This window comes from Listeria immobilis, assembly GCF_014322845.1.
Lineage (GTDB): Bacteria > Bacillota > Bacilli > Lactobacillales > Listeriaceae > Listeria > Listeria immobilis.
The window spans coordinates 72,413-94,471 of record NZ_JAASUA010000011.1 but is presented as its reverse complement, the minus strand read 5'-3'; the positions used below and the strand labels follow the sequence as shown (position 1 = coordinate 94,471).

Annotated in this window: 20 protein-coding genes, 1 pseudogene and 1 riboswitch; of the genes and pseudogenes, 4 read left to right on the top strand and 17 right to left on the bottom strand. The window is 34.9% G+C overall.

Features of this window, described 5'->3' with window-relative positions; all coding sequences use genetic code 11:
• Positions 1-124 precede the first annotated feature (124 nt).
• From HCJ45_RS12735 to HCJ45_RS12715, 5 genes and pseudogenes are all read right to left on the bottom strand, one after another.
• Positions 125-390 (bottom strand): annotated as a pseudogene (locus HCJ45_RS12735) (WXG100 family type VII secretion target).
• Positions 391-638: 248 nt separating this feature from the next.
• Positions 639-794, bottom strand: coding sequence for an IS3 family transposase (locus HCJ45_RS15190; RefSeq protein ID WP_187125059.1), 156 nt, complete (start codon positions 792-794; stop codon positions 639-641).
• Positions 795-1,011: 217 nt separating this feature from the next.
• Positions 1,012-1,314: an IS3 family transposase gene (locus tag HCJ45_RS15185; RefSeq protein ID WP_187125058.1), complete on the bottom strand. Its 303-nt coding sequence runs from the start codon at positions 1,312-1,314 to the stop codon at positions 1,012-1,014.
• A gap of 3 nt (positions 1,315-1,317) precedes the next feature.
• Positions 1,318-1,692: a transposase gene (locus tag HCJ45_RS12720; RefSeq protein WP_187125056.1), complete on the bottom strand. Its 375-nt coding sequence runs from the start codon at positions 1,690-1,692 to the stop codon at positions 1,318-1,320.
• 15 nt (positions 1,693-1,707) lie between these two features.
• Positions 1,708-2,895 (bottom strand): MFS transporter, encoded by a 1,188-nt coding sequence (locus HCJ45_RS12715; RefSeq protein ID WP_187125055.1) that lies wholly within the window; start codon positions 2,893-2,895, stop codon positions 1,708-1,710.
• 444 nt (positions 2,896-3,339) lie between these two features.
• Between HCJ45_RS12715 and HCJ45_RS12710 the strand changes: the two genes are divergently transcribed.
• Positions 3,340-4,539: an MFS transporter gene (locus HCJ45_RS12710; RefSeq protein ID WP_187125054.1), complete on the top strand. Its 1,200-nt coding sequence runs from the start codon at positions 3,340-3,342 to the stop codon at positions 4,537-4,539.
• A gap of 188 nt (positions 4,540-4,727) precedes the next feature.
• On the opposite strand, the gene HCJ45_RS12705 is transcribed toward HCJ45_RS12710, so the two are convergent.
• The 12 genes from HCJ45_RS12705 to HCJ45_RS12650 all read right to left on the bottom strand — a co-directional run bounded on the left by HCJ45_RS12705 (position 4,728) and on the right by HCJ45_RS12650 (position 19,073).
• Positions 4,728-6,329: a MucBP domain-containing protein gene (locus HCJ45_RS12705; RefSeq protein WP_187125053.1), complete on the bottom strand. Its 1,602-nt coding sequence runs from the start codon at positions 6,327-6,329 to the stop codon at positions 4,728-4,730.
• A gap of 173 nt (positions 6,330-6,502) precedes the next feature.
• Positions 6,503-7,138, bottom strand: coding sequence for a cyclic nucleotide-binding domain-containing protein (locus HCJ45_RS12700; protein ID WP_187125052.1), 636 nt, complete (start codon positions 7,136-7,138; stop codon positions 6,503-6,505).
• Positions 7,139-7,168: 30 nt separating this feature from the next.
• Entirely contained in the window at positions 7,169-7,753 is a 585-nt protein-coding gene (locus HCJ45_RS12695) for a hypothetical protein (protein WP_187125051.1), read from the bottom strand.
• Positions 7,754-8,228: 475 nt separating this feature from the next.
• On the bottom strand, positions 8,229-8,870 hold the full coding sequence (locus tag HCJ45_RS12690; protein ID WP_187125050.1) for a DUF998 domain-containing protein: 642 nt from the start codon (positions 8,868-8,870) through the stop codon (positions 8,229-8,231).
• 139 nt (positions 8,871-9,009) lie between these two features.
• Positions 9,010-9,489, bottom strand: coding sequence for a 23S rRNA (pseudouridine(1915)-N(3))-methyltransferase RlmH (rlmH, locus tag HCJ45_RS12685; protein ID WP_187125049.1), 480 nt, complete (start codon positions 9,487-9,489; stop codon positions 9,010-9,012).
• Positions 9,490-10,250: 761 nt separating this feature from the next.
• Positions 10,251-11,744 carry a S1C family serine protease gene (locus HCJ45_RS12680; RefSeq protein ID WP_187125048.1) on the bottom strand — a complete coding sequence of 498 codons (1,494 nt, stop codon included), beginning with the start codon at positions 11,742-11,744 and terminating at the stop codon, positions 10,251-10,253.
• Between the two features lie 96 nt (positions 11,745-11,840).
• The gene (locus HCJ45_RS12675) at positions 11,841-12,671 is read right to left on the bottom strand and encodes an MBL fold metallo-hydrolase (RefSeq protein WP_185346795.1); all 831 of its coding nucleotides are present in this window, start codon (positions 12,669-12,671) and stop codon (positions 11,841-11,843) included.
• A 118-nt stretch (positions 12,672-12,789) separates the two neighbouring features.
• Positions 12,790-13,629, bottom strand: coding sequence for a two-component system regulatory protein YycI (locus HCJ45_RS12670; protein ID WP_187125047.1), 840 nt, complete (start codon positions 13,627-13,629; stop codon positions 12,790-12,792).
• 2 nt (positions 13,630-13,631) lie between these two features.
• Complete coding sequence (gene yycH, locus HCJ45_RS12665) at positions 13,632-14,948, bottom strand: two-component system activity regulator YycH (RefSeq protein WP_187125046.1); 1,317 nt, start codon at positions 14,946-14,948, stop codon at positions 13,632-13,634.
• Complete coding sequence (walK, locus tag HCJ45_RS12660; RefSeq protein WP_187125045.1) at positions 14,945-16,777, bottom strand: cell wall metabolism sensor histidine kinase WalK; 1,833 nt, start codon at positions 16,775-16,777, stop codon at positions 14,945-14,947. The genes yycH and walK overlap by 4 nt, the downstream gene beginning before the upstream one ends.
• A gap of 186 nt (positions 16,778-16,963) precedes the next feature.
• Positions 16,964-17,677 carry a response regulator YycF gene (gene yycF / locus HCJ45_RS12655; RefSeq protein WP_185346802.1) on the bottom strand — a complete coding sequence of 238 codons (714 nt, stop codon included), beginning with the start codon at positions 17,675-17,677 and terminating at the stop codon, positions 16,964-16,966.
• A 214-nt stretch (positions 17,678-17,891) separates the two neighbouring features.
• Complete coding sequence (locus tag HCJ45_RS12650) at positions 17,892-19,073, bottom strand: pyridoxal phosphate-dependent aminotransferase (RefSeq protein ID WP_187125044.1); 1,182 nt, start codon at positions 19,071-19,073, stop codon at positions 17,892-17,894.
• A 152-nt stretch (positions 19,074-19,225) separates the two neighbouring features.
• Positions 19,226-19,345, top strand: a riboswitch (SAM riboswitch).
• A gap of 108 nt (positions 19,346-19,453) precedes the next feature.
• On the opposite strand from HCJ45_RS12650, the gene HCJ45_RS12645 reads away from it, so the two are divergent.
• Genes HCJ45_RS12645 through HCJ45_RS12635 form a run of 3 tightly spaced genes read left to right on the top strand, consistent with a single transcriptional unit; the run spans position 19,454 to position 21,965 of the window.
• Positions 19,454-20,275, top strand: a complete 822-nt coding sequence (locus HCJ45_RS12645) for a MetQ/NlpA family ABC transporter substrate-binding protein (RefSeq protein ID WP_187125043.1) — start codon at positions 19,454-19,456, stop codon at positions 20,273-20,275.
• Between the two features lie 14 nt (positions 20,276-20,289).
• Positions 20,290-21,306, top strand: a complete 1,017-nt coding sequence (locus HCJ45_RS12640) for a methionine ABC transporter ATP-binding protein (RefSeq protein WP_187125042.1) — start codon at positions 20,290-20,292, stop codon at positions 21,304-21,306.
• Positions 21,303-21,965 carry a methionine ABC transporter permease gene (locus tag HCJ45_RS12635; protein WP_185346810.1) on the top strand — a complete coding sequence of 221 codons (663 nt, stop codon included), beginning with the start codon at positions 21,303-21,305 and terminating at the stop codon, positions 21,963-21,965. Before HCJ45_RS12640 ends, HCJ45_RS12635 begins: the two co-directional genes overlap by 4 nt.
• Positions 21,966-22,059: the final 94 nt, after the last annotated feature.

Here is a 22,059-nt window from a genome sequence, read left to right as displayed (position 1 = left end):
CTTGCTACTGTACCCATTTTTCTTCATCCCTTTCTGCTCATTTTTAGAAAAAAACGCCACTTACGAGAATCTCATAAAGGACGTATTCGGGATTAGGCTTAACCCCCAAGTTTTGAGGAAATTGTTAATCTTGTTCTTCCACCGCAGTTGCGGTTTTTGAAGCTACGCTTCAATTTGATCCATTAAATCTGTAAATTCGCTCACTTTCGATTTTAATTGATTAAACTGATCATCAAATTTTTGAAAAGCTTGCCCTTCCCACTCACCGCGAAGTTGTTCTTGTGTTTGCGATAAGCGTTGTAACATTTATTAAATATCCCGAGCACTAGTTCTATAGGTTTTTGCGCAATCTCGTAATTCAGCGCGACTCATTCTAATTTGTCCTGAAATCTTATCAATCTCTCTATGTTTAGTTTTCCACAAGTGTACAATAGCACATTTTCATTTCTTCGTCTATGTCTAATTTGTTACAGTTTAGGATTAAAAAGCATTAAAATGAACAAAAACACAACTTCAGGATTAAAAAAACTCATTTTAAAAAAACATAATGACTTTTTGATAAATAAGCAACCTTACTCAGATGGTGAACGAAGTCTAGAAAATGGAATGACAAAAGAAAAGTGGACACATGAATTAAGTTAATTTGTTAATTTTTCAAATTCATAGGGCGTAAGGTAATTTAAGCTTGAATGAATGCGTTTGTAATTATAATAGGTTTCTAAATAGTCTGAGATGATTAGGGTAGCTTGTAATTTAGTAGAAAACTGTTTTCTGGTAGGGTTTCTCGTTTGAATAGCTTATAAAAGATTCCATAACGGCGTTATTATAGGGATTGACTATGAATGAAGTGCTACTTCATCGCACATTCATGAAAGCGATAATCAGTGTACTGGTGCCCTTGATTCGTTTGAATAATTAATCCCTTACTAGACTTTTCCTGCTGCACCGCCATTTTTAGACTGTCGACGACAAGACTATCATGCAATAAGGGCGAATTGTGAATCCAACGACTTAAGAGAAACAATCAATACAGATGCTACAATACAGCATTCCTTCTTGTTTTGGAATATAACTGATATCTCCAAACCAAATGTGATTAGGCTTTTCCGCATGAAATTGTTGTTTAATTAAATTCGGATTACGTTCTCGAGCAACTGACTGTTTTAGGCACTTTCTTCGTCTACCTCTTGTATAAAGCCCTTGTTTGCGAAGTAAACGGCTAATTCGCTTTCGACTGATAGAAAGATCATAGGTTCTTTTTAGTGTGATTTGTATTCTTCTTGCTCCATATCTGCCTTTATGTTCAAAGAAAATATTTCAAATGTTTTCGCTGCCAAACACAGCATTTTCTATTTCTAGATTGGACACACTCCGATTTAAAAAGACATAGTAGCCAGAACACGAAACACCTACGTAGTAACAAAGTCGTTTGATTGAAACTTTCCCTTTTAAATGCTTTTTAATGCAAGCATAGACTAGTGATAGTTTCTCAGAAAAACTTGGAACTTTTATAGAACTTCCATTTCCAGGAAAGGCACTATTTCCGTGTTTTTCATACTCCGACACCCCTCTATAGAGCGTGTTTTCATGTACTTCTAATTGCTTGGAGACAAAACGAACTGGATGTTTTCCCTTTACTATAAGGCTGACTGTTTGGAATTTAAATTCTTTAGAGTAGTTCTGTCTTTTCATGATGGACACCTTTTCTCAAATTCGCTTATTTTTATTGTCCACTCTAGTATAACCATTCCGCATCCAATAAAATAAAGAGAAATAAACAATACCACCTATACTAGTTACTATTCCAAAAACAATAAATAGCATTGAATAGCCAAAATAGGTGTAAATCGACGCACCTATTGGACTTCCTAATGAATCGCCTATCAAAAATGCTGATTGAAGCAGCCCTAAATAAATAGCTAATTCCTTTTTTGGTAACATCTCATATTCCATAATCTCTTTTAATATGAAAAATCCCGCTGTTCCTATAGAAAGTAAATAGATAATACTAATAATCACGATGGAACTTACATCAACTAAACCTATGGCAATGAACAAACCACCCATTATTAATTCGCAAATAAGGAAAGTAATTTGGGATTTTGCCGAAAAAAATTGGTGTTGAAAAATAAAACTCGCACCTATCTTTATGAGTCCATATCCACTGATAATTAAACTAGTCATACTTGTACTATAACCAATATCAGAAACTATGACAGGGAGCAGTGGTTCAACTAACGAAATAGATACCCCTAACAAAATCACGCATCCATATAAAATAATAGCAACCTTCTTATCTGTCGGAAACAACGCAAATAATTTATCCTTTTTAAAGACTCTTTGGGCAGGAAAATTTCGCACTAATAGTGTTATAAAAAGTAATAAAGAGCTAATTACGAGTATGCTGATATAAGCGATTGCCGCATCATTGTATAAGGACAAAAATAGACCCGCACACAATGTTGCCAATGTTAACGAGATTTGCATAATGGTATATCTCGATGAAACTATAAATGATTTATCTTCTACTGCTTCATCCGTTAATTTATAAATCCAAGTCCTCACAATGAGTAATACGGTCGCTGCACCTATGCCTGAAATCACTCCTGATATTATAGGAATAAGACTTGGACCCGTGATAGTTCGTAGTAGCATCCCTATCACATAAATAGGGATGAATACCCGCATTGCCGTTTTTAAAGTTAATTTGCTTATCCAATTGCTTAATAAAAATGAGCATGCTCCTGCAATCGCCATTGCCGAATAAGATAATGCGTAATTAACTAGATCTCCTGATTTTTCAAACCATAGAACCTGCGCAAATTTGGATAATCCCATACAAAAGTAAAAAATAAACAGAAAAAATAAGAGCGATTTATATTTTTTGACTCTCATGATTGCAAGCCACTCTCAGAAAAATTTATTACCATTCGGATCTCATTTCCTGAAAATTTCCGATATAATCTACAATTCTTCCTTGCGTGATTTGTTTTTTGAAATGTTTTTATTTGATTTTCCGTTTGTTTTTTCTTTGATTTGATACGCATAGCATATATCCCTCTCATTTCTCATAAATTAATACTTTTTTTGAATGGCATTGGGTTTGAACTCTTTAAAAATATACGAATCTTGTAAATTATTTTTATAGAAAATTCATATTGATTGTGATTTTTTACACAATGGATTAATATTGAATATATTAATCTATTTTCTTTTTTCAAACTAATTAATATATTCTTACCATATATATTAATTATCATTTTATCTTTGTTAAATTATAAATGCAATGTTCAAAAGTAGCATTTGACTATATCAAACTTCTTTAGAAAGGACTGAACAATGTTAAAAAATAAAAATTTCAAATATTTATGGTTAGGACGTTTAATTAGTAATGCAGGGGATAGCATTTACTATATTGTACTTTCTTGGTATATTTTAACAATTACTAACGATTCCTTCTGGGTTGGTATCGTTAATTTCGCTATTTTTATACCAAATATTTTTTCTTTTTTATTCGGTCATTGGATCGATACACATTCAAAGAAAAAATCGCTGATAGTATGCGAATTGGGACAGTTACTCGCTATTTCGCTCATGGTTGTCAGTTTATTATTAGATTTTCAAAACCCTGTACTACTATGTATTCTAGCTTTTCTAGCCGCTCTATTTAGCATGAATACATACACAATACAAGATGCAATGACGCCGTATATCGTAAAAAAGGAACAGCTAGCAACTGCACAGTCTTATATGTCTGTTGCGTATAATGGAACGGAATATTTATTTAATGCATTAACAGGGTTTCTTATTACTATTTTTTCAACAATTACCCTGCTAATCGCTAATGTGATAACTTTCATATTTGCCATATTCTCCTTTTCTAAAATTAAAGAGCCTGTAGAGAAAGATACTGCCGAACCTGAACCTTTTTTAAAAAATGTATTTAAGGGTTTTACAGAACTATTCCATAACAAAACCATTTTATTAATTGATATTGGTGGTGGTGTGGCGAATTTCATGTTTGGAGGACTGAATGTGTATCAAGTATTAATAGCCAACCAACAAGGAAGTGCTATTATACTCGGATTTTTAACTTCCGCTATGGCTATTGGAACATTAATTGGTTCTACTTTTCTAGCAACTCTTTTACTAAAATTTATAAAGATTGGAAAAGTATTGACTTTAGCTACCGTCTTGTATGGGCTTACTATGTTAATAAGTGCGTATTTTGTAAATTCTTTTTTTATTATTTTCATTTGGGGAATTGCAAGTACTTTCTTAGGAGTAATACATGTTGTTCAAAAACCTTTTTTCCAAGTATTAATTCCTAAAAAGCACTTAGGTAAAGTTTTTAGTGCGCTTTTTAGTGTAAGTGTGGCAACCCTACCTATAGGCTCATTATTATTCGGATATTTAGGTAGCAAAAGCTTAAGCAGCCTTACGTTTCTTCTGATATTTGGCGGAGTCTATATGATTATTGGTATTATTTATTTCTTAAACAAAGAAATTTTCAAATTCAGTATGTCAGAGGCTAAATAAAAACTTGGACTTTTCGCCATCATCTAGTGTTTCTTATAGATTTTACGCATAAAAAAAGGAAAAACCAATTTTAAATTATGTAAATCAAACACCTGTATTATATCCGTACGAAACGGAATGAATACAGGTGTTTTTTGCTAACTATTATTTTTCATTTTGGAGTAAATTTCTAATGTTATGTGAGACGTTTATTTTACTGTTTTAGTTTTACGCAAAAAGATGAATAGTCCACCTAGCATAAGCACGCCTAGTCCAACTAATAGACTACTTGATAATTCATTATCTCCAGTTTTTGGTAGTGCATTTTTCGCTGTGGTAATCGTTTTATCTGGTGTGCTTATTTGTGTGTTTTTCATGCTTGCTTTATCCACTTTTGCTGTATTACTAGTGTTTTTATTGCTGTTATCAACACTGTTATTACTTCTGTTATCGGTACTTGTATTGTTATCATCGGGATCAACTGGTGTTGGTGTGACATTTTCATCGGCATTTTTTTCATATACATAAGTGACTGTTTGTGCTTGGTCGCTAAATGTACCTGATGCGTTTGCTGGTGTTTCTTTGAGTGTCCAGCCATCAATTGTTTTCGCTTCTGAAGTATAAGTTTCATCTACATTTCCACTTAATGTTTCTGCTGCTGCAAGTTCATTGCCATCTGCGTCTACATATTTCACAGTTACATCAGCTCCGGCTTGCACTTCTGCAATTTTCTTAAATGGTACTTGTAAATTGACACTGCCGCCGTTTTGTTCGAAGGTTACCATTTTGTCTAGGTTGGCTTGATAAGCTGCTTCATCAAGTTCATAACCTTCAAAGTTTTCTGCAATAAAATCTAAATCAAATTGAGCTGGTGTCGCTCCAACAGCTGCTTCAAATCCAGCTGCATCAATGGTGCCATTCATGTAGGCCGCCATATTTTGCAGTACATCGCTCCATAATTTATCTGTCGTTAATGTACCTTCCCTTAAATCATTGTATGTTGCTCCTTCTGCTAATTCTCCAAATGTGACTGTGTTAGATGGTACGCCGTCTGGATAAGCATAGGATAAGTTAAGCGAGGATACAAGTTCTTGACGCTCACCATCTTCTGCAACAAATGAAATCCAAACCGTCCCTTTATTGACTTCACTTTCATTTTTGGTATATGTGTAAGTAACTGTTTGATTAGTTTCGCCAAATTGACCATTTTGATTGCTCGGAAGTTTTGTTTCATCAAGAGTGTAGCCATCAATTGTTTTAGCAGATGTTGTATAATCTGTGCTTACGTCCCCAGCCTGAGAAGTGTCCTCAGCAATTTTATTTCCATCTTGATCTACATATTTTACTGATATAGTTGATTGTGTGTTGACGGTGTATGAATATACTCCACCATTACCAGCTCCATCATAATATTCAAGACTAAAACTTCCGTTACCAGCTTTTGTAGGTGTTCCAGAAATTATTATGTCTGCATACTGATAACGGGTACCATCCTCATTTTTAGGTCCGTATACTATCTGATAATTCATACCATCCATGCCTGTTAAAACTACTTTTACATCCGTAATATAACTTCCCCATTCACTATTACTTAAAGCATTATCTTGTACATGAACGGTCTTAGTCGCTGCTTCTCCTACTGTTAAATCTAAATCACTAGTAGCCGTCAATAGTTTGTTGTTCATATATGTTACTGGTTTAGTAGTTTCTGTTTTGTTCTCTGTATTAGTTGTAGCGGCAAAAACTTGGAAAGGCGCTTGAACAACAATAGCAGTACCTAGTATGATTGCACCAATTTTACTTTTTTTCATTTTTTCGTACTCCTTTTCTGTTAAATTATTCCATGCATAAATTACTTATAAAAAAGCTTTGATACCCCACTTTTTCTTAAAAATTTAAGTTTTTGTTACGAGATACTTATAAACTCGTACTACGGTGAGCTAAAAATCCACTAAATTATTCATGAGTGCAGGAAATACTTCGACTATTTTAGATCAAAAAAACAGCCATGAATAAAAAGAGTTCGGTTTTCTACACGAAAAAGACGGTTTTCTTCCAGTTCTTTTAGTTTGACTTGAAAGGTTCTTTTAGGAACGTGAGCATAAGAAATAAAATCTTCTCTAGTTATAAATGAAGGCAACTCATACCATTCCTTATATGTGGTTGATTTTATTAATAGCCCATCCTTACACAGATTAGAAACACTATTCTGTATTTTCAAAAAGGGCTTTCCATTTGTTTTGGAAAATTCAGTTATAATCTTTTCTGTTAATGTAACCGTTGTTTCAATTAGCCATTCCAAAATAGAAGGTTTTTCATTTACTAATTTTTTAAATTCTTTTTGCGTAATTCGAATAATTTCGATATTGGTATCACAAACTAACTGATATTTCTGTGTCCTCTTTTGCAAAAAGCGAGCAGGCTCTAACAAGTATTCTCCATTTAAGTAGGTAATAATTACTTTTTGATTGTTTAAATTTTCCAGATGTAAAACACCTGTTATAATCAATACAATTTGATCACAAGTATGATTAAAAATAGTCCCCGCTTGAAATGTTTCTATATTTTTTTCGATTCCACATAACTGTAATCCTTCTATTAAACTATTCTTTTTAGACAATGGATTATCACACTCCTAATTAAAAGTATTTCATACAAAACCAATCTCCCTTAACTTATCCCATTCATTATCAAATATATATCTGGATACTTGTGCATACGAAATTAAATTTTGTTTGGAAAAACATCGTGCTAGCTGATTTTTGTCCATTCCTTCTTTTTCCATTACTTCATGAATATGCTCAATAGTTGTCTTCACACCCCATTCTTGAGTATGCTTAATCACCTCAAAAGATGCTTTATGAAAAATTTCATTCGTTTTATTTACAAGCCATTCCATATATTTGGGTTCTACTGTAGCGTAGTTAAGAAAGTATTCTTTATTGATTAAAATAATCTTTGCTGAAGTATCTGCTACAACTCGCCAACTATTTGATTCATTTTTCATAGAAGATGGATAAATTATGTCATCGGACTGGATTACTGTGAAGAATTGATACTTTTCATTTATCTTTACTTCAGAATGAAGAATTCCCTTTTCGACTATAGCTATGTTTTTTTGTAAAAAATCTTTTGATATTTTGCTTCCTTTTTTCACATCCAAATATTGCATCCAGCTATTCTTTAGTTTGAATAAATTCAATTGCCTAAGCATTTTCTCTTCCACGACATCCATTCGATCCCTCCTAATTTCAGACAATGCATATCCTAGTAATGGTTACTCCCATTCCCCTTATTATGAAATCAAATATAGCAGGAGTTTTTGCCTCATTTTGTGTATAAATACCATGTAACTTTATTATATTAACAGGTTAAGCGTATAATGAATGTGTTATTAATACGTTTTTAGATTTTTTTTGTGAACTTTTAATTTCTTCAACTTTAGTTATGCAAATTTTATACTAGCAAAAAGAAGATTTATGTATATCTTTCATCAAAAAAAGCCTTCGAATATCGAAAGCTGGGACAAATTATATTTATTAATATGTATTTTAATTTCTGCAACAAGTTAAAAACGCTCGCAATTTCGCAAGCGTTTAACAAGTCATTATTCTATGTGATCTTTGCTCAATCTATTGAAACCAATAGAAAAATTTATCCATTCGTTGCTATGCTTTTAAATTTAGTACAACTATGATGGTATTATCTAATTAGGCTTTTCTCCTCATCCGCTCCACTGCAAAAACAACTATTGGTACATAATTAAAAAAGAAACTAACCCGCTGACAAAAACCAATTTTATCCAGTATAGGTAAATCATTAACCGCCGGAACTCGCGCTAAGCCATATACCCCAGCAGAAAGTAGGCTAATGATTAAAAGCGCCAAATAAAGTTTACTGTAGGATACCTCCCCTGTTTTTCGGTAAAGTATCACCAAGAACAATGGAAAAAGTAAAAAACCAATATATCCCAGGCCTGAGCCAATATTATGCACCCATGTTGAAAATGTCCAAGTAGCCTGCTCTGTGTCAATACTAAAAAGACCAGTAAAAATACAATCCCCAACAGCATAAAATCCAATTGCTAAAGTCAGCCAAATTGCAATGCCACGAGATATTTTATTTACATCCTGGTAAATCGCCGGCAAAGCAAGCACAAACAGCATTCCTGAAACTACAGACCAAACCAAAAATGCACCGCGAACCGGGCTTGCTACATCTCCAAACTCACTCATCACCATCGTCATTTGGTTTAATTCCGGATAAAAAATCCCAAGTATGTATGGTGTTAGAAAATCACTTAGTACACCGAGTAGTAAGAAATAAAAACCGTATTTTTTTAAGAAGGACATTTGTACTCTCCTTTCGATTACATGGATAACACCTTAAAAGCCAGAAAAATCCATAATAAAAGATTCGAAACTAAATCAATCGTTTACTTTTAACCTAGCAGTAACTTGCAGCATGGCCATTTTACATAAAAATCCCGCCTCACTTATGATAAGGCTCCCCTCGAACTATCCGAAAGGCCCGATAAACCTGCTCCACCAAAACCAATCTCATCAACTGATGCGGCAATGTTAATCGTCCAAACGAAATCCGCTCATCACTACGCTTCAAAACTAGCTCACTAAGTCCGAGCGATCCACCAATTACAAATGTCACCTTGCTTCGGCCGTATGTCGCTAGCTTATCCAAATCTGCTGCGAACTCCTCGCTCGACTTCATTTTTCCATCTATTGCCAGTGCTATAACATAAGCATCTTCGGGTATTTTCGCTAAAATTCGTGTACCTTCTTTATCCTTCACCTGCTTCATTTCCGCCTCACTCAATACTTCTGGTGCTTTTTCATCTGCAACTTCAATAATTGTTACTTTTGCATATCCACTCAGACGTTTTAAATATTCGGCAATTCCCTGCACTAAATATTTTTCTTTTAATTTTCCCACTGTTACAACTTGAATATTCATTTGCGCCACCCTTCACTTAATTACTACTCTTATGATACAACAAATCGCACTCCAAACACTACCCTCAAAATAATCAAGCCCCTTTTTAACCCATTAAATCATCTATATACAATTAGTTCGATTTTTCTTAATCCGTTCTTTTAACAAATTAAAAAATAGCTTACTATAAATTATTTCTCCACAAGTTATCCCACCCTTATACACAAGTTATACACAAAATTTATCCACATATCCACAGGCTCATTCCCCATTTTGTGTCCGAACATATATTCCATACAATATATATGTTTGGTAATTTTCATTATCCACAGGTTATCCACAAGCAGAAATTTGATTTTCCACTCTTGCCAAAATCACTTATAAACATCCGAAGCGCCTCTGCCACAATGACTTTGACTTGTTTTTATTTCTCAAAGTGTATTTTCCTGTTCTTATCTTGCTCTTGTTACGTGATAAAATGTGGATAAATGGCTTTATATTCACATTTTTATTTTTCAATCCATATTTTCACAAAAAATGTATTTTCATTCAAAAATTAAACTGTATTTATTAAGTAAATTGTCAAAATTGTTCTTTTCCACAAGATATTCACGGTTTACACACAGGTTATCCACAGAACTTATCCACATATCCACAAAACCAATCTATATTTAGTAGTAGAATTTACGTTCCCTACTATATCTATATCTGAAAAAAATCGTTATCCACAACTTTTCCACATAAAAAACCGCTCTCTTTTTAGGAGAGCGGCTTTCTATTTATCATGTTGTTGTTTTTGCTGCTTCTAATTGAATATTTGTTGTTTTTTCTTGTCCACCACGATAGTATTTCACTTTGATTTTATCACCAATTTTTACATCATTACCATATAAAATTTTGCGTAATGTCATTGAATTAGTTACTTTTTCACCGTTTAGTTCTACGATGACGTCATATTGTTTTAAGCCAGCTTTATCTGCTGCGGAACCTGATACTACTTGTTGAACCATTGCGCCGTAATCAACGCCTTCTGGTAATTTCAAAATGTTTTTTTGTTGTGTTTCAGGGATTGTATCTACATCACGTAATGATACTCCAAGTGATGGTCGCTCTACTTCCCCTTTTGTTTCCAATTGCTCAATGATTGGTTCTACTGTATTACTTGGAATCGCAAAGCTAATTCCTTCCACGTTTTCCATGGAGATTTTCATGGAGTTAATTCCAATAACTTGTCCCTCAATGTTAATTAAAGCACCACCACTGTTACCTGGGTTAATTGCCGCATCTGTTTGGATAACATCTGCTTCCCAGTCTTCTGTTCCATCACCATTCGTATCAACTGGAACGGCACGATTTAGACCAGAAATAATACCTTGCGTTACAGAACCGGAAAATTCCGTTCCAAGTGGGCTACCAATTGCTATTGCTGGTTCCCCTAATGTTAAGCCATCTGAGTCACCAAATGCAGCAACTGTGCTTACATTTTTATCGTCAATTTCAAGAACAGCTAAATCGTTCCATTCATCTGTTCCAAGTAATTTCGCTTCAGATTTTTTACCATTTGTGAAAGTTACTTCTAATTTATTGGCGTCAGCAACCACATGATTATTTGTTACAATGTATGCTTTGCCGTTATCTTTTTTATAAATAACACCTGATCCAGATGAAGCTTCTTGCTCTGATGTAGTTGTGCCATCAAGCGATGAAGATGATTGGTAATTTAATACACTTACTACTGCATCCTGTACTTTATCAACAGCTTTTGTCACATCGGATGTCGTATTGACTGTTACTTTTTCTACTTTACTTGCTTTATTTTCATTTGAATTACTCGTAGTATCTGCATTATCGCCATTATCCCAGGCAACAAAGAAAATAATTAATCCACCAATAATAACTCCAATAAGTGCGGTTAAAAAGTATCCAATAAAGTGTTTTCCGTTTTTCGGTGGCATTCCATTCCCGTTACCGCTGCCGCCATTTGAAACTCGATTAGGTGGCACCCCGCCTCCAGTACTTCCTGCACGTCTTGGCCCAGGTGCTGGTCTGGTTGGTTCAGTACTAGCTTCTTCAAAAAATGCATTGGTAGAACTTGCTTCTGCTGCCTCTTCTGTCGCTCCAGCAAACTTCTCTCCTTCTGGTGTTACGCCTTCTACAATAGGAGATTCTTGGACTGGTTGTGATCTCTCAGAATTATGTAAAGTATCCTCAGTCTCTTTTTTTGGCGTGTTTTCATTTTCTGGGGTTTCATTTAAATCTTTCTCTTTCTCGTCCATGTCTTCCTTCCTCTCTGCAAATTTCGCATTTATATATTTCATAGTAACCTTCAAATATGAAAAAACAATGAAAAAGCTTTAACAAATTGGTGAAACTTAAATAGTGAAGATGGAAGTTGCCGTCTCTGGATCCGTATCAAAAATCTCTAACTTTCCACCAACGTCAATTCCTTCTGCGATAAGTGTCTGTGTTACGCTCATTCTAGCAAGTTCTTTCATGTTGTTGTCTTTACTAAGATGCCCCAAATATATTCGTTTCGTTTGATCAGTAATGACTTCACTCATTGCAATCGCCGCATCCTCATTACTCACATGACCTTCGTCACCAAGAATTCTGCGTTTGACATTCCAAGGATACCGTCCCATTCGAAGCATTTCCACATCATGATTACTTTCAAAAAGATACGCATCCGCTCCTGCAATATGCCCTTTCATACGATCACTTACATACCCTGTGTCAGTTATCATTACGAACTTTTTATTCCCTTTATGAAATATGTAAAACATCGGCTCAATTGCGTCATGTGATACACCAAAGGATTCCACCTGCATACTACCAAAAGATTTCACTGTTTCCATATCAAATTGGAATTTTTGGTCAGATGAAACTTCACCAATCATATTATCCATCGCTTTCCATGTTTTTGCGTTGGCATATATTGGTAGCTTATACTTTCGAGCAAGTACACCAAGCCCCTTAATATGATCAGAATGCTCATGTGTAATTAAAATGGCATCTAAATCACTCATTTCTCTGCCGACTTGTGCAAACAGACCTTCCATTTTTTTCCCACTTAAACCGCAGTCTACAAGTATTTTTTGGTCACCTGTTTCTACAAGTGTTGCATTGCCTGAACTTCCACTGGCTAATATACTAAATCGGATTTGTTCCGTATCTTTTTCTGTTAAAATTTTATTTGCGAACATAGTTAATCCCCCTAAAGGCTTATATACCTTTCATTGTAACGCTAAATTGGCTAAATTGCATGTGCCGTCACTTGAAAAAGTCAACCTAATTATCGTTACAATTAGGTTGACTGCTATTTTATTTTGCTTTTTGACGACTGGATAGTTCATTTCCTGGTTCAGTAGTAGTTTGATTTTCTGATTGGTTAATTACTTGCTCGTCTTTTGCATTTACTAAAATATAGCTAGTAGTATCTGCATGTTTGACCTCAAAACACCAAACCGGGAAGTAGACATTTCCTGATGGGAGTTGAACAGTCGTATAATAGCCAAATGTCGCTGAAACTACATCGCTATCCTGTTTTAATTCCCCATGTTGATAAACCGCTTCTAAAGCATCCATTGCTGACATCAAATTAGTCTTATCTTTTAAATCATCTTGTTTCGACATCCAAGTTTGTTCATACGAAATTACTTGATCATTATTATCCAAATAGAACGTAATTTGACCTGCTTCATCAAAAAGCACCATATTATTATTGATTAATTGATTAAAAGTTAATGTTTTTGTTTCTTTATTGTAGTCCCAAAACTCGTACGATTCGCCTCGATAAATTTCTGTCTCCATAAATTTTTTCAATTCAGCGTTATTTCCTTTTTTCCCAGCTTTTACTGGTGTTTGCAAAATGGAATAAATTTCTTTGTTATTATCTTTTAAAGTGATTGCTTGACCTGATAAATCACTAACATCTTTTGTTGTAAATGCTGCTCGTTCTGTAGTGAAAATTGCCCCACTTGTTGGTTTACTTGAAAGTCTAGGGTAGGTTATATTATCTGCTTTTAAACGTTCATCTAGCGTTTCGTTGCCAAGCGTATCTGGATCATCCGATAATTGTTTATTGAAGAAAATTACTGCTAAAAATATATTTAAAATAAGTAGTGTAACAATAAAAATCAATTGTGTTTTTCGCCAATCCATTATTATTCACCCTCCTTATCTGTCTGGAAGATAAACCACTTATTATGATATTTATACAGCCAAGTTGGTTCTAATGTAACGATTCGGTTCATACCAGTAGATTCGCTTCTCGTCATATGATAGCCCGGAACAATATCCTGAATATCCTCCGCTCTCACATTCGGGTTTGTTGTCAATTCTTCATAAACCGTGTACGAAGATGGTAAAGTTTCTTCTTTTTTCTCTCCAGGAACATCTGTATCAAGACGGAAGAATGGACGCATATATTTGTAGACCGCTTCAATTCCTTCTGTCACCGAAATATCTGCCATACCATTTTCATTATAGACCTGAAGATTATCCACAAATAAACTAAAATTGGTTGTTGCGCTCTCCCCCGTGTACCCAGTAAAATAATAACCGCCATCGCCAGTCCATCCAGCGTGATCATTAATAAAATTAAAACTATCTTGAATTAATCCAGCACGTTTTGCACTGCTTAAATCTTCTGGGTTCGTTCTTTCTTGTGACGGATTAACATATTCCAACACTTTATTTTCTGTATCCATTTCTATAACACTGGATCCATCTGTATAGGTATTCCCTTCACTTTTAACTGTTCCATAATCTTGGAATAATGCTGATGTAAACTGATTTATCTCCAGTGAATCAATGATGTATTTTTTACGGTTTAATTTAATTTCGTTTGAACTAAGGAAAAGATTACGTTTATTTAAAATCAGTTTGTCATTTTCTGTTAATTTACTTCCATTCGCTTTGACAATTTTTTCGATTTTATCAATATCTTTATTTTGTAAGGAACTTTGATAAATATTTTCCTGATCATCATTAACAAAATAAACAGAGTGGAGTCCTGTGTCTGTATTGTTCACATCAAAAATAATTCGGTTGAAGAAAGCAGATTCTAAACCGTCCCCTTCCACCTGGAAAATTTGAGCGAAAATAGAGAAGGGAATATTGTTCGGATAAACGATTTCAATAGTACCACTCTTATGGATTAATTTTTCATATTCTTCGTTACTTTTTTTATTGGCAAGTACTACTTCTGAAAAACTAAATGCTTTGCCTTGTGTCATCAATTCATTCAATAACTCCGCGCTTAAACTTTGGTAATTTTTACCGCTTGTATTAACAGCTAGTTTGTACGGACGGAACACTTGAGAGGTAGTCATTGTTTTATCAATTGTTGTTTTTTCGATTTCTTTAACATTGATTGCTTCATAATCAGGCTGCCCTTTCCAAATTAAGTAACTGAGAACGACACTGAGTATGACTAAAACGGTTAGTATAAATGAACGAAAGCCTGTTTTTTTCATCATTCCCAATCATCCTCCGGTAAGTCACTGTATGGCAGGGTAAATTTAATAATGGTTCCTTTGGACTTGTTTTGCTCTGCCCAAATTCGGCCTCCATGTGCTTCAATAACTTCTCGAGCAATGGCAAGCCCTAACCCTGTTCCTCCCATTTCCCGCGAGCGAGCTTTATCTACACGGAAAAAGCGGTCAAATATTGTCGCCAAGTCTTCATCTGGCACTCCAAGACCTTCATCAGCAATACTAACTTCGATTTCATTTTCATATTTCTTTAAGTAAAAAGAAATTCTACCGCCATCTGGTGAATATTTATTAGCGTTTGAAATGATATTATCTAACACTTGCATTACTTTATCTTCATCTATTTCAATAATTACTGGTTCTTTTGGTATATGACGTTTAAACATAATGGTCTCTTTTTTCATCATTTCAAAACGATCAATAATATGATTGAAGAAATCGGTGAAATTAACAAAACTTTTTTCTAATCGTTCTCTTCCACCGTCCATTCTAGAAAGTTTTAATAAATCATTTACTAAACGAATCATTCGTTCTGTTTCATTTTGAGTTACTTCAAGGAAACGTGGTGCAATTTCTTTGTCTTCCCATGCTCCATCGCTTAATGCTTCTAAATAGCTGTGCATACTTGTTAGCGGTGTTCTAAGCTCATGTGAAACGTTAGACACGAAATCACGACGTTCTTGATCGACTTTTTCTTGGTCAGTAATATCGTGTAATACAGCTATAACTCCATTATTAAATCCTGTTTCACGTTGAATCACCGAAAAATTAGCCCGAAGAATATACGGTTTATCAGAGGTACTGCGATCCATTGTTAGCGATCCATCTACCTCCATTAAATCTTCAAATTGGAACTTATCACCAATATCCAAAACATCAATAATTGAGCGACCATTTGCACTTTCATGTTTGATACGCAACATTTTTTCTGCTGGCGTGTTAATGAGGATGACTTTTCCACGACGGTCTGTTGCGATTACACCATCTGTCATATAGGCTAGTACCGAGGATAATTTGCGACGTTCCCCTTCCGTCATTGCTTGCGCTTCTTGAACTCGTTTTGTTAATGTGTTAAATGAATCTGCCAGTTCGCCGATTTCATCCACACCATACACTTTTACTTTACGGCTATAATTTCCACGTGCCATAGCATAGGCTTGTCGTTTCATTTCAATGATTGGTTTTGTGATGGTTCTAGAAAGTAAAATACCAAGAATTGCAGTGATAATCATCGCTATCAATGTCCCAGTAATAAAGATATTTGTTATATCGTCTACTTGTTGGTAAACACTCTCAATATCCGCAACAAGATAAATAGCCCCAATCACTTCACCTTTGTTTTTGATAGAGGAAACATTTACCCAAACGCGATTATTTTTATTAGATTCATCTCTGTAGATTTTATCTTCTGAAGCTGTTCCAAGCGATAATGTTCGCTTAATGAGTGGATCATTGCTTTTTTGCCCAACAATTCCTTGGTTATTTAAATTAGACGTACCAAGAATTTTCCCTTTGTTATCTACTATTCTAACTTCAACGATATTACTACTTGCTCGCGAATAATCGACTAATAGTTCCCGAATATCATTTTGTAATTTTACCGTATTATCGCTATTTTTCAAAATTTCTTCCCGAGCGTTATAATCAAGTAAAGTAATGCTATTTGTAATGGAATCTTGAAAATTTTTCTCCAGTTGTCCTTCCAGCTCACGAACAAAATACGCGCCAATTACTTGCATTGCAACAATAATTAGTAGCAAATACATAATAACTAACTTAAATTGTACAGACTGAAAAAATCTCATTTTATGCATAAGTCTTTCTACTCCTATTCGGGGTAATATATTTAAATTAGTATACCATATGTTCAGGGGGAGACATACGATTTTTAATGTTAATTGGGTCGATTTATTTATAAAAAAAGAACTAAGTAAGCGGATATACCCAAAAAAGCGATTGCTAAAGTTTTTACACTCTAGCAACCGCTTATCAAGCTTTAACTATTCTTGTTCAGGATTCCGTAAATAATAGCCCACACCACGTCTTGTAACTAACCATGCTGGATGGCTTGGATTATCCTCGATTTTTTCACGTAAGCGACGAACAGTAACATCAACCGTCCGAACATCACCAAAATAATCATAACCCCATACAGTTTGGAGTAAATGTTCTCGCGTCATTACTTGACCCATGTGTTTCGCTAAATAATGAAGCAATTCAAATTCACGATGCGTAAGTTCAATTGTTTCACCACGTTTAGAAGCAACATATGCGTCAGGATGAATAATTAACGAACCAATTTCTATTTCACTATTTTCTTCTTCTTCTGCAGAACTTGAGCTCACTTGACTGTGACGGCGTAAATTAGCTTTTACCCGCGCAATTAATTCACGATTACTAAAAGGTTTGGTTACATAATCGTCTGCTCCAAGTTCTAGCCCAATAACTTTATCAATTTCGGAATCTTTTGCTGTGACCATTATAATTGGCATATCATATTTTTTACGAACTTCACGACATACCTCAATACCATCACGACCTGGAAGCATAATATCTAGTAGAATCAAATCTGGTTGAACTTCCTCAACTAGTTCTAATGCTTCATCGCCATCATAGGCGCAATATACATCAAATCCTTCTTTATTTAGATTAAATTTAACTATATCAGCAATCGGTTTTTCATCATCTACTACAAGAATTTTCTTTTCTGCCATTAGTTTACAGTCCTCTCATTCATGGATTTTGCCGGTTTATACCGGGACAGATAGTTTAGTTTTATACTTTTTTGTTGTTAAATACAGCCCATTTGGTTCATCTTTATAAACTAGTAACATTAAAAACAGACTTACCTAACTAATTATAACACATACCTCTAATTATCTGAATTATTACAGGCTTTTTTATCTTAAAGTAAGTCACGACAGCGTTTTAACTTTGCGGAATTTTGTCAAAAAGATGTAATTTTGAAATTCGGGTGATTGCTTCTTCTAAACGAGCTTCCTCTATTAAAAGTCCAACACGAACATATCCTTCGCCAAACTCCCCAAAACCACTTCCATCCGCTACAGCAACATTCGCTTCTTCTAATAAATAGTCTGCAAATTGGCTACTAGTAAACTCTTCGGGAACTGGCATCCAAGCAAAGAAGGAACCTGCTGGAGCAACTGCATTCCAACCAATTTTTTCGCATGCAGCAATAAAGGCATTGCGTCTTTTTTCATAGCGCGCATTTAATTCGCGGACACACAATTGATCACCTGTTAAAGCTTCTATAGCCGCATCTTGAATTCCTGGAAATAAACTTACATACATATGATCTTGAATAAGGTTGATTGCTTCAATAACTTCTTTGTTTCCAACCGCAAAACCAACTCGCCAGCCTGCCATATTATATGTTTTCGAAAGTGTGTATAATTCAATTCCGACTCCCTTTGCGCCAGGAGTTTGCAAGAAACTAATCGGTTTTTGACCATCAAAGCCAATTGCACCATAAGCAAAATCATGCGCAACTATAATATTATTTTCTTTAGCGAAAGCAACTGTTTCCTCAAAAAAATCAGTTGTAGCAATCGCGCCAGTTGGGTTATTGGGATAATTTAAGTACATTAATTCCGCTTTTTTCGCAATTTCAGCAGGAATTTTAGTGAAATCAGGTAGAAAATGATTTTCTGCGATTAAAGGCATCCTTTCAAATTGAACTTCTCCTAAAACCACTCCTGACAAATAATCGGGATAACCAGGGTCTGGTAATAGCATCACATCACCCGGATCCATAATACACATTGGCAATTCAACTAATCCTGTTTTTGTTCCAAATAAAATTGCTACTTCGGTCATCGGATCAATAGTTACATTATATTCGCGTGCATAAAAATCTGCGGCCGCTTTTTTCAATTCGAACTTTCCACGAAATAAAGAATACTTATGATTATTAGGCTTTTCAGAAGCATCTTTAAGTGCCGCAACAATATGATCGGGTGTTGGCTGATCTGGATTACCTTGGCCTAAGTTAATAACATCATGACCAGCTGCCACTTTCTTTCCAACTTTTTCTACTAGGCTAGAAAAAAACTGTTCTGGTAAATTTTGTAAACGTTTGGAAATTTTCATTTTACACCCGTCCTTTATAAGTTTCATTGATTAAAATAGTAAAGTTTTCTGAGGTATTTGTCCAGTCTGTTTTTTTAAACACCTAAAAAACGATTGACAAATTGAAGGAAAATGCGTATATTTTTAAATAACAGGTTTTTCTAAAATATTTTCTCTTATCGAGAGCGGCAGAGGGACTGGCCCTATGAAGCCCGGCAACCCAACTTTATTAAAGCGTAAAGTGAAGGTGCTAATTCCAGCAAAATGGTAGATTTCATTTTGGTAGATAAGAGGAGCTGGATATGTTCGACTTTCCACTTCTCTATTCTAAATAGAGAAGTTTTTTATTGCTTTCATGAATAAATCTGGATAAATAATCAACATACTAGGGAGGAAAAAAGATGAAAAAATTAACAAAAGGGTTAGGAATTTTACTTGCGTCAAGCCTTATTTTAGGATTAGCTGCGTGTGGTGGCGGTAGTGATGATAAAGCTTTAAGCACGAAAGAAATAACTATTGGTACAACAGCTGGTCCACACCAACAAATTGCTGAAGAAGTTCAAAAATTAGCGAAAAAAGATGGTCTTGAAATCAAAATCAAAACATTTGATGATTATAATACACCAAATACAGCTCTAAACGATGGTGACTTGGATACAAACAACTATCAAACCATTCCATTTTTAGAGCAACAAAAGAAAGACAAAGGTTACAAACTAGACGTAGCTTTTAAAACAGTTGCCTTTCCAATGGGCGTCTACTCAAACGACATTAAAGATATAAAGAATTTGAAAAAAGGGGACAAAATTGCTGTTCCAAATGATCCAAGTAACGAATATCGTGGTTTAAAATTATTTGAAGATGCAGGTATTATTAAATTGAAAGATGGCGTGGAAGAAAAAGCAACGAAAAAAGATATTGCTGAAAATCCATTAGATTTAGAAATCGTGGAACTTGAGGCTTCACAAATCCCTGCACAATTAGATGAAGTAGCAGCCGCAGCTATTAATACAAACTTTGCAATGGGCGCTGGGCTTTCTATTAATGAAGATGCTATTTACAATGAACCAACAGAAAACAATCCGTATCCAAACGTTTTTGTTGTTCGCACTGAAAACAAAGAAGATGAAGTAGTAAAAACACTCGAAAAATATTACCATTCTGATGATGTCAGAGAATTTATTGAAAAAGAATTTAATGGGTCTGTTGTACCTGCATTTTAGGGAGTTGTTTTATTTTGATTGAATTACATCAAGTATCAAAAACATTTAACGTTAATGGGAAAACAGTAGAAGCCGTTAAAAATGTATCTATTCAAGTCGAAAAAGGAGAAATTTTTGGCGTTGTTGGTTATAGTGGTGCTGGAAAAAGTACGCTCGTTCGTTGTATTAACTTACTTGAACGTCCAGATGAAGGACACGTTTTGATTGACGGTAAGAATTTATCTACCCTTTCAAGTAAAGATTTACGGATAGCGCGTCGTAAAATTGGGATGATTTTCCAAGGTTATAACTTACTTAAGACTGCCACCGTTTATGAAAACATTGCGAAACCACTCCAACTTGAAGGAGTACCAAAAGAAGAAATTAAGTCACGTGTAGACAAATATTTATCGATTGTTGGCTTAGAAGATAAACGAAATAATTTTCCAAGCCAGCTCTCTGGCGGTCAAAAACAACGTGTGGCGATTGCAAGAGCACTTGCACATGAGCCAGAAATTTTACTAAGTGACGAGGCAACAAGCGCTCTTGATCCAGAAACAACGGAAGCAATTTTACAACTATTACTTAAAATTAACGCTGAACTAGGCATCACGATTTTCTTAATTACTCATGAACTTGATGTCATTCAACGCATTTGTGATCGTGTTGCTGTTATGGAAAACGGTCATTTAGTGGAACAAGGAACTGTCCTAGATATTTTCACTAAAGCAAAGCATGCAACAACCAAACGTTTTGTTGGCTCTGAGGCAAGTTTTGATATTCCTCAAGATTTACTAGAAAAATATATTGCTACCGGAAAACTTGTATCCCTCCACTTTATTGGGGCTGAAGCGGATGAACCTGCACTTGCACTTGTTTCGCGTAAATTTGATGTTCTTCCTAGTATTTTAGCTGGCGGAATTGATCATTTGAAAAACGGCACACTCGGAAAACTGCTCGTTCATTTAAAAGGGGACGAAATAGAATATAATAAAGCAATTGCTTATTTAAAGGAATCTGGCGTTGTTGTTGAGGAGGTCGAGTTGCTATGAGTTCATTTATTGAAGAATGGGGCCCGATTCTTTGGCAAGGTTTTCTAGAAACGTTAATAATGACAGGCATTACGCTTGTTATTGCCTTAGCTATTGGTCTTCCGCTTGGTGTATTTTTGATTTTAACACGTAAAGGCGGTCAAACTGAAAATCTTGTTGTTTATAGTATTTTAAACTGGATTATTAATATTTTACGCTCTTTACCGTTTATTATTTTATTATTCTTGATGATTCCCGTAACGCGTGCAGTTGTTGGGACGACGATTGGTATTCAAGGGGTTATTTTGCCGCTTGTTGTCTTCACAGCTCCTTATATTGCACGTTTAATGGAGTCCGCACTGCTTGAAGTAGATAAAGGGGTTATCGAAGCTTATCAAGCAATGGGCATTTCTACACCAAAAATCATTTGGAGCGTTATTATTCGTGAGGCTCGCTCGGGTATTGTACTTGGGCTAACTATCGCTACAATTGGACTTATCGGTGCTACAGCGATGGCAGGACTTGTTGGTGCTGGTGGTCTTGGAACAATTGCTTATCAATATGGTTTCCAACGCTATGAAGCTGCTGTTATGTTCACAACGATTATTATTTTAATCATTATGGTTCAATCACTACAATCGTTTGGTAATTTCTTAGCTAGACGTTTAAAAAAGGATTAAATCCATACCTAGAGCTTGGTGAAGGTGGTCGAAAATAGACCAATCACCAAGCTTATGTTATTTTTAAAAGAAAAGGGAAAAAAGGGAGCGAAGA

What these genes read in the sequence shown, in the direction of transcription:
- HCJ45_RS12715 (WP_187125055.1), bottom strand. Translation starts at nt 2,895, where the DNA reads ATGAGAGTCAAAAAATATAAATCGCTCTTATTTTTTCTGTTTATTTTT.
- HCJ45_RS12675 (WP_185346795.1), bottom strand. Translation starts at nt 12,671, where the DNA reads ATGTTCGCAAATAAAATTTTAACAGAAAAAGATACGGAACAAATCCGA.
- HCJ45_RS12650 (WP_187125044.1), bottom strand. Translation starts at nt 19,073, where the DNA reads ATGAAAATTTCCAAACGTTTACAAAATTTACCAGAACAGTTTTTTTCT.
- HCJ45_RS12705 (WP_187125053.1), bottom strand. Translation starts at nt 6,329, where the DNA reads ATGAAAAAAAGTAAAATTGGTGCAATCATACTAGGTACTGCTATTGTT.
- yycH (WP_187125046.1), bottom strand. Translation starts at nt 14,948, where the DNA reads ATGATGAAAAAAACAGGCTTTCGTTCATTTATACTAACCGTTTTAGTC.
- HCJ45_RS12695 (WP_187125051.1), bottom strand. Translation starts at nt 7,753, where the DNA reads ATGGATGTCGTGGAAGAGAAAATGCTTAGGCAATTGAATTTATTCAAA.
- HCJ45_RS12670 (WP_187125047.1), bottom strand. Translation starts at nt 13,629, where the DNA reads ATGGATTGGCGAAAAACACAATTGATTTTTATTGTTACACTACTTATT.
- HCJ45_RS12690 (WP_187125050.1), bottom strand. Translation starts at nt 8,870, where the DNA reads ATGTCCTTCTTAAAAAAATACGGTTTTTATTTCTTACTACTCGGTGTA.
- yycF (WP_185346802.1), bottom strand. Translation starts at nt 17,677, where the DNA reads ATGGCAGAAAAGAAAATTCTTGTAGTAGATGATGAAAAACCGATTGCT.
- HCJ45_RS12680 (WP_187125048.1), bottom strand. Translation starts at nt 11,744, where the DNA reads ATGGACGAGAAAGAGAAAGATTTAAATGAAACCCCAGAAAATGAAAAC.
- rlmH (WP_187125049.1), bottom strand. Translation starts at nt 9,489, where the DNA reads ATGAATATTCAAGTTGTAACAGTGGGAAAATTAAAAGAAAAATATTTA.
- HCJ45_RS12635 (WP_185346810.1), top strand. Translation starts at nt 21,303, where the DNA reads ATGAGTTCATTTATTGAAGAATGGGGCCCGATTCTTTGGCAAGGTTTT.
- HCJ45_RS12710 (WP_187125054.1), top strand. Translation starts at nt 3,340, where the DNA reads ATGTTAAAAAATAAAAATTTCAAATATTTATGGTTAGGACGTTTAATT.
- HCJ45_RS12720 (WP_187125056.1), bottom strand. Translation starts at nt 1,692, where the DNA reads ATGAAAAGACAGAACTACTCTAAAGAATTTAAATTCCAAACAGTCAGC.
- walK (WP_187125045.1), bottom strand. Translation starts at nt 16,777, where the DNA reads ATGCATAAAATGAGATTTTTTCAGTCTGTACAATTTAAGTTAGTTATT.
- HCJ45_RS12645 (WP_187125043.1), top strand. Translation starts at nt 19,454, where the DNA reads ATGAAAAAATTAACAAAAGGGTTAGGAATTTTACTTGCGTCAAGCCTT.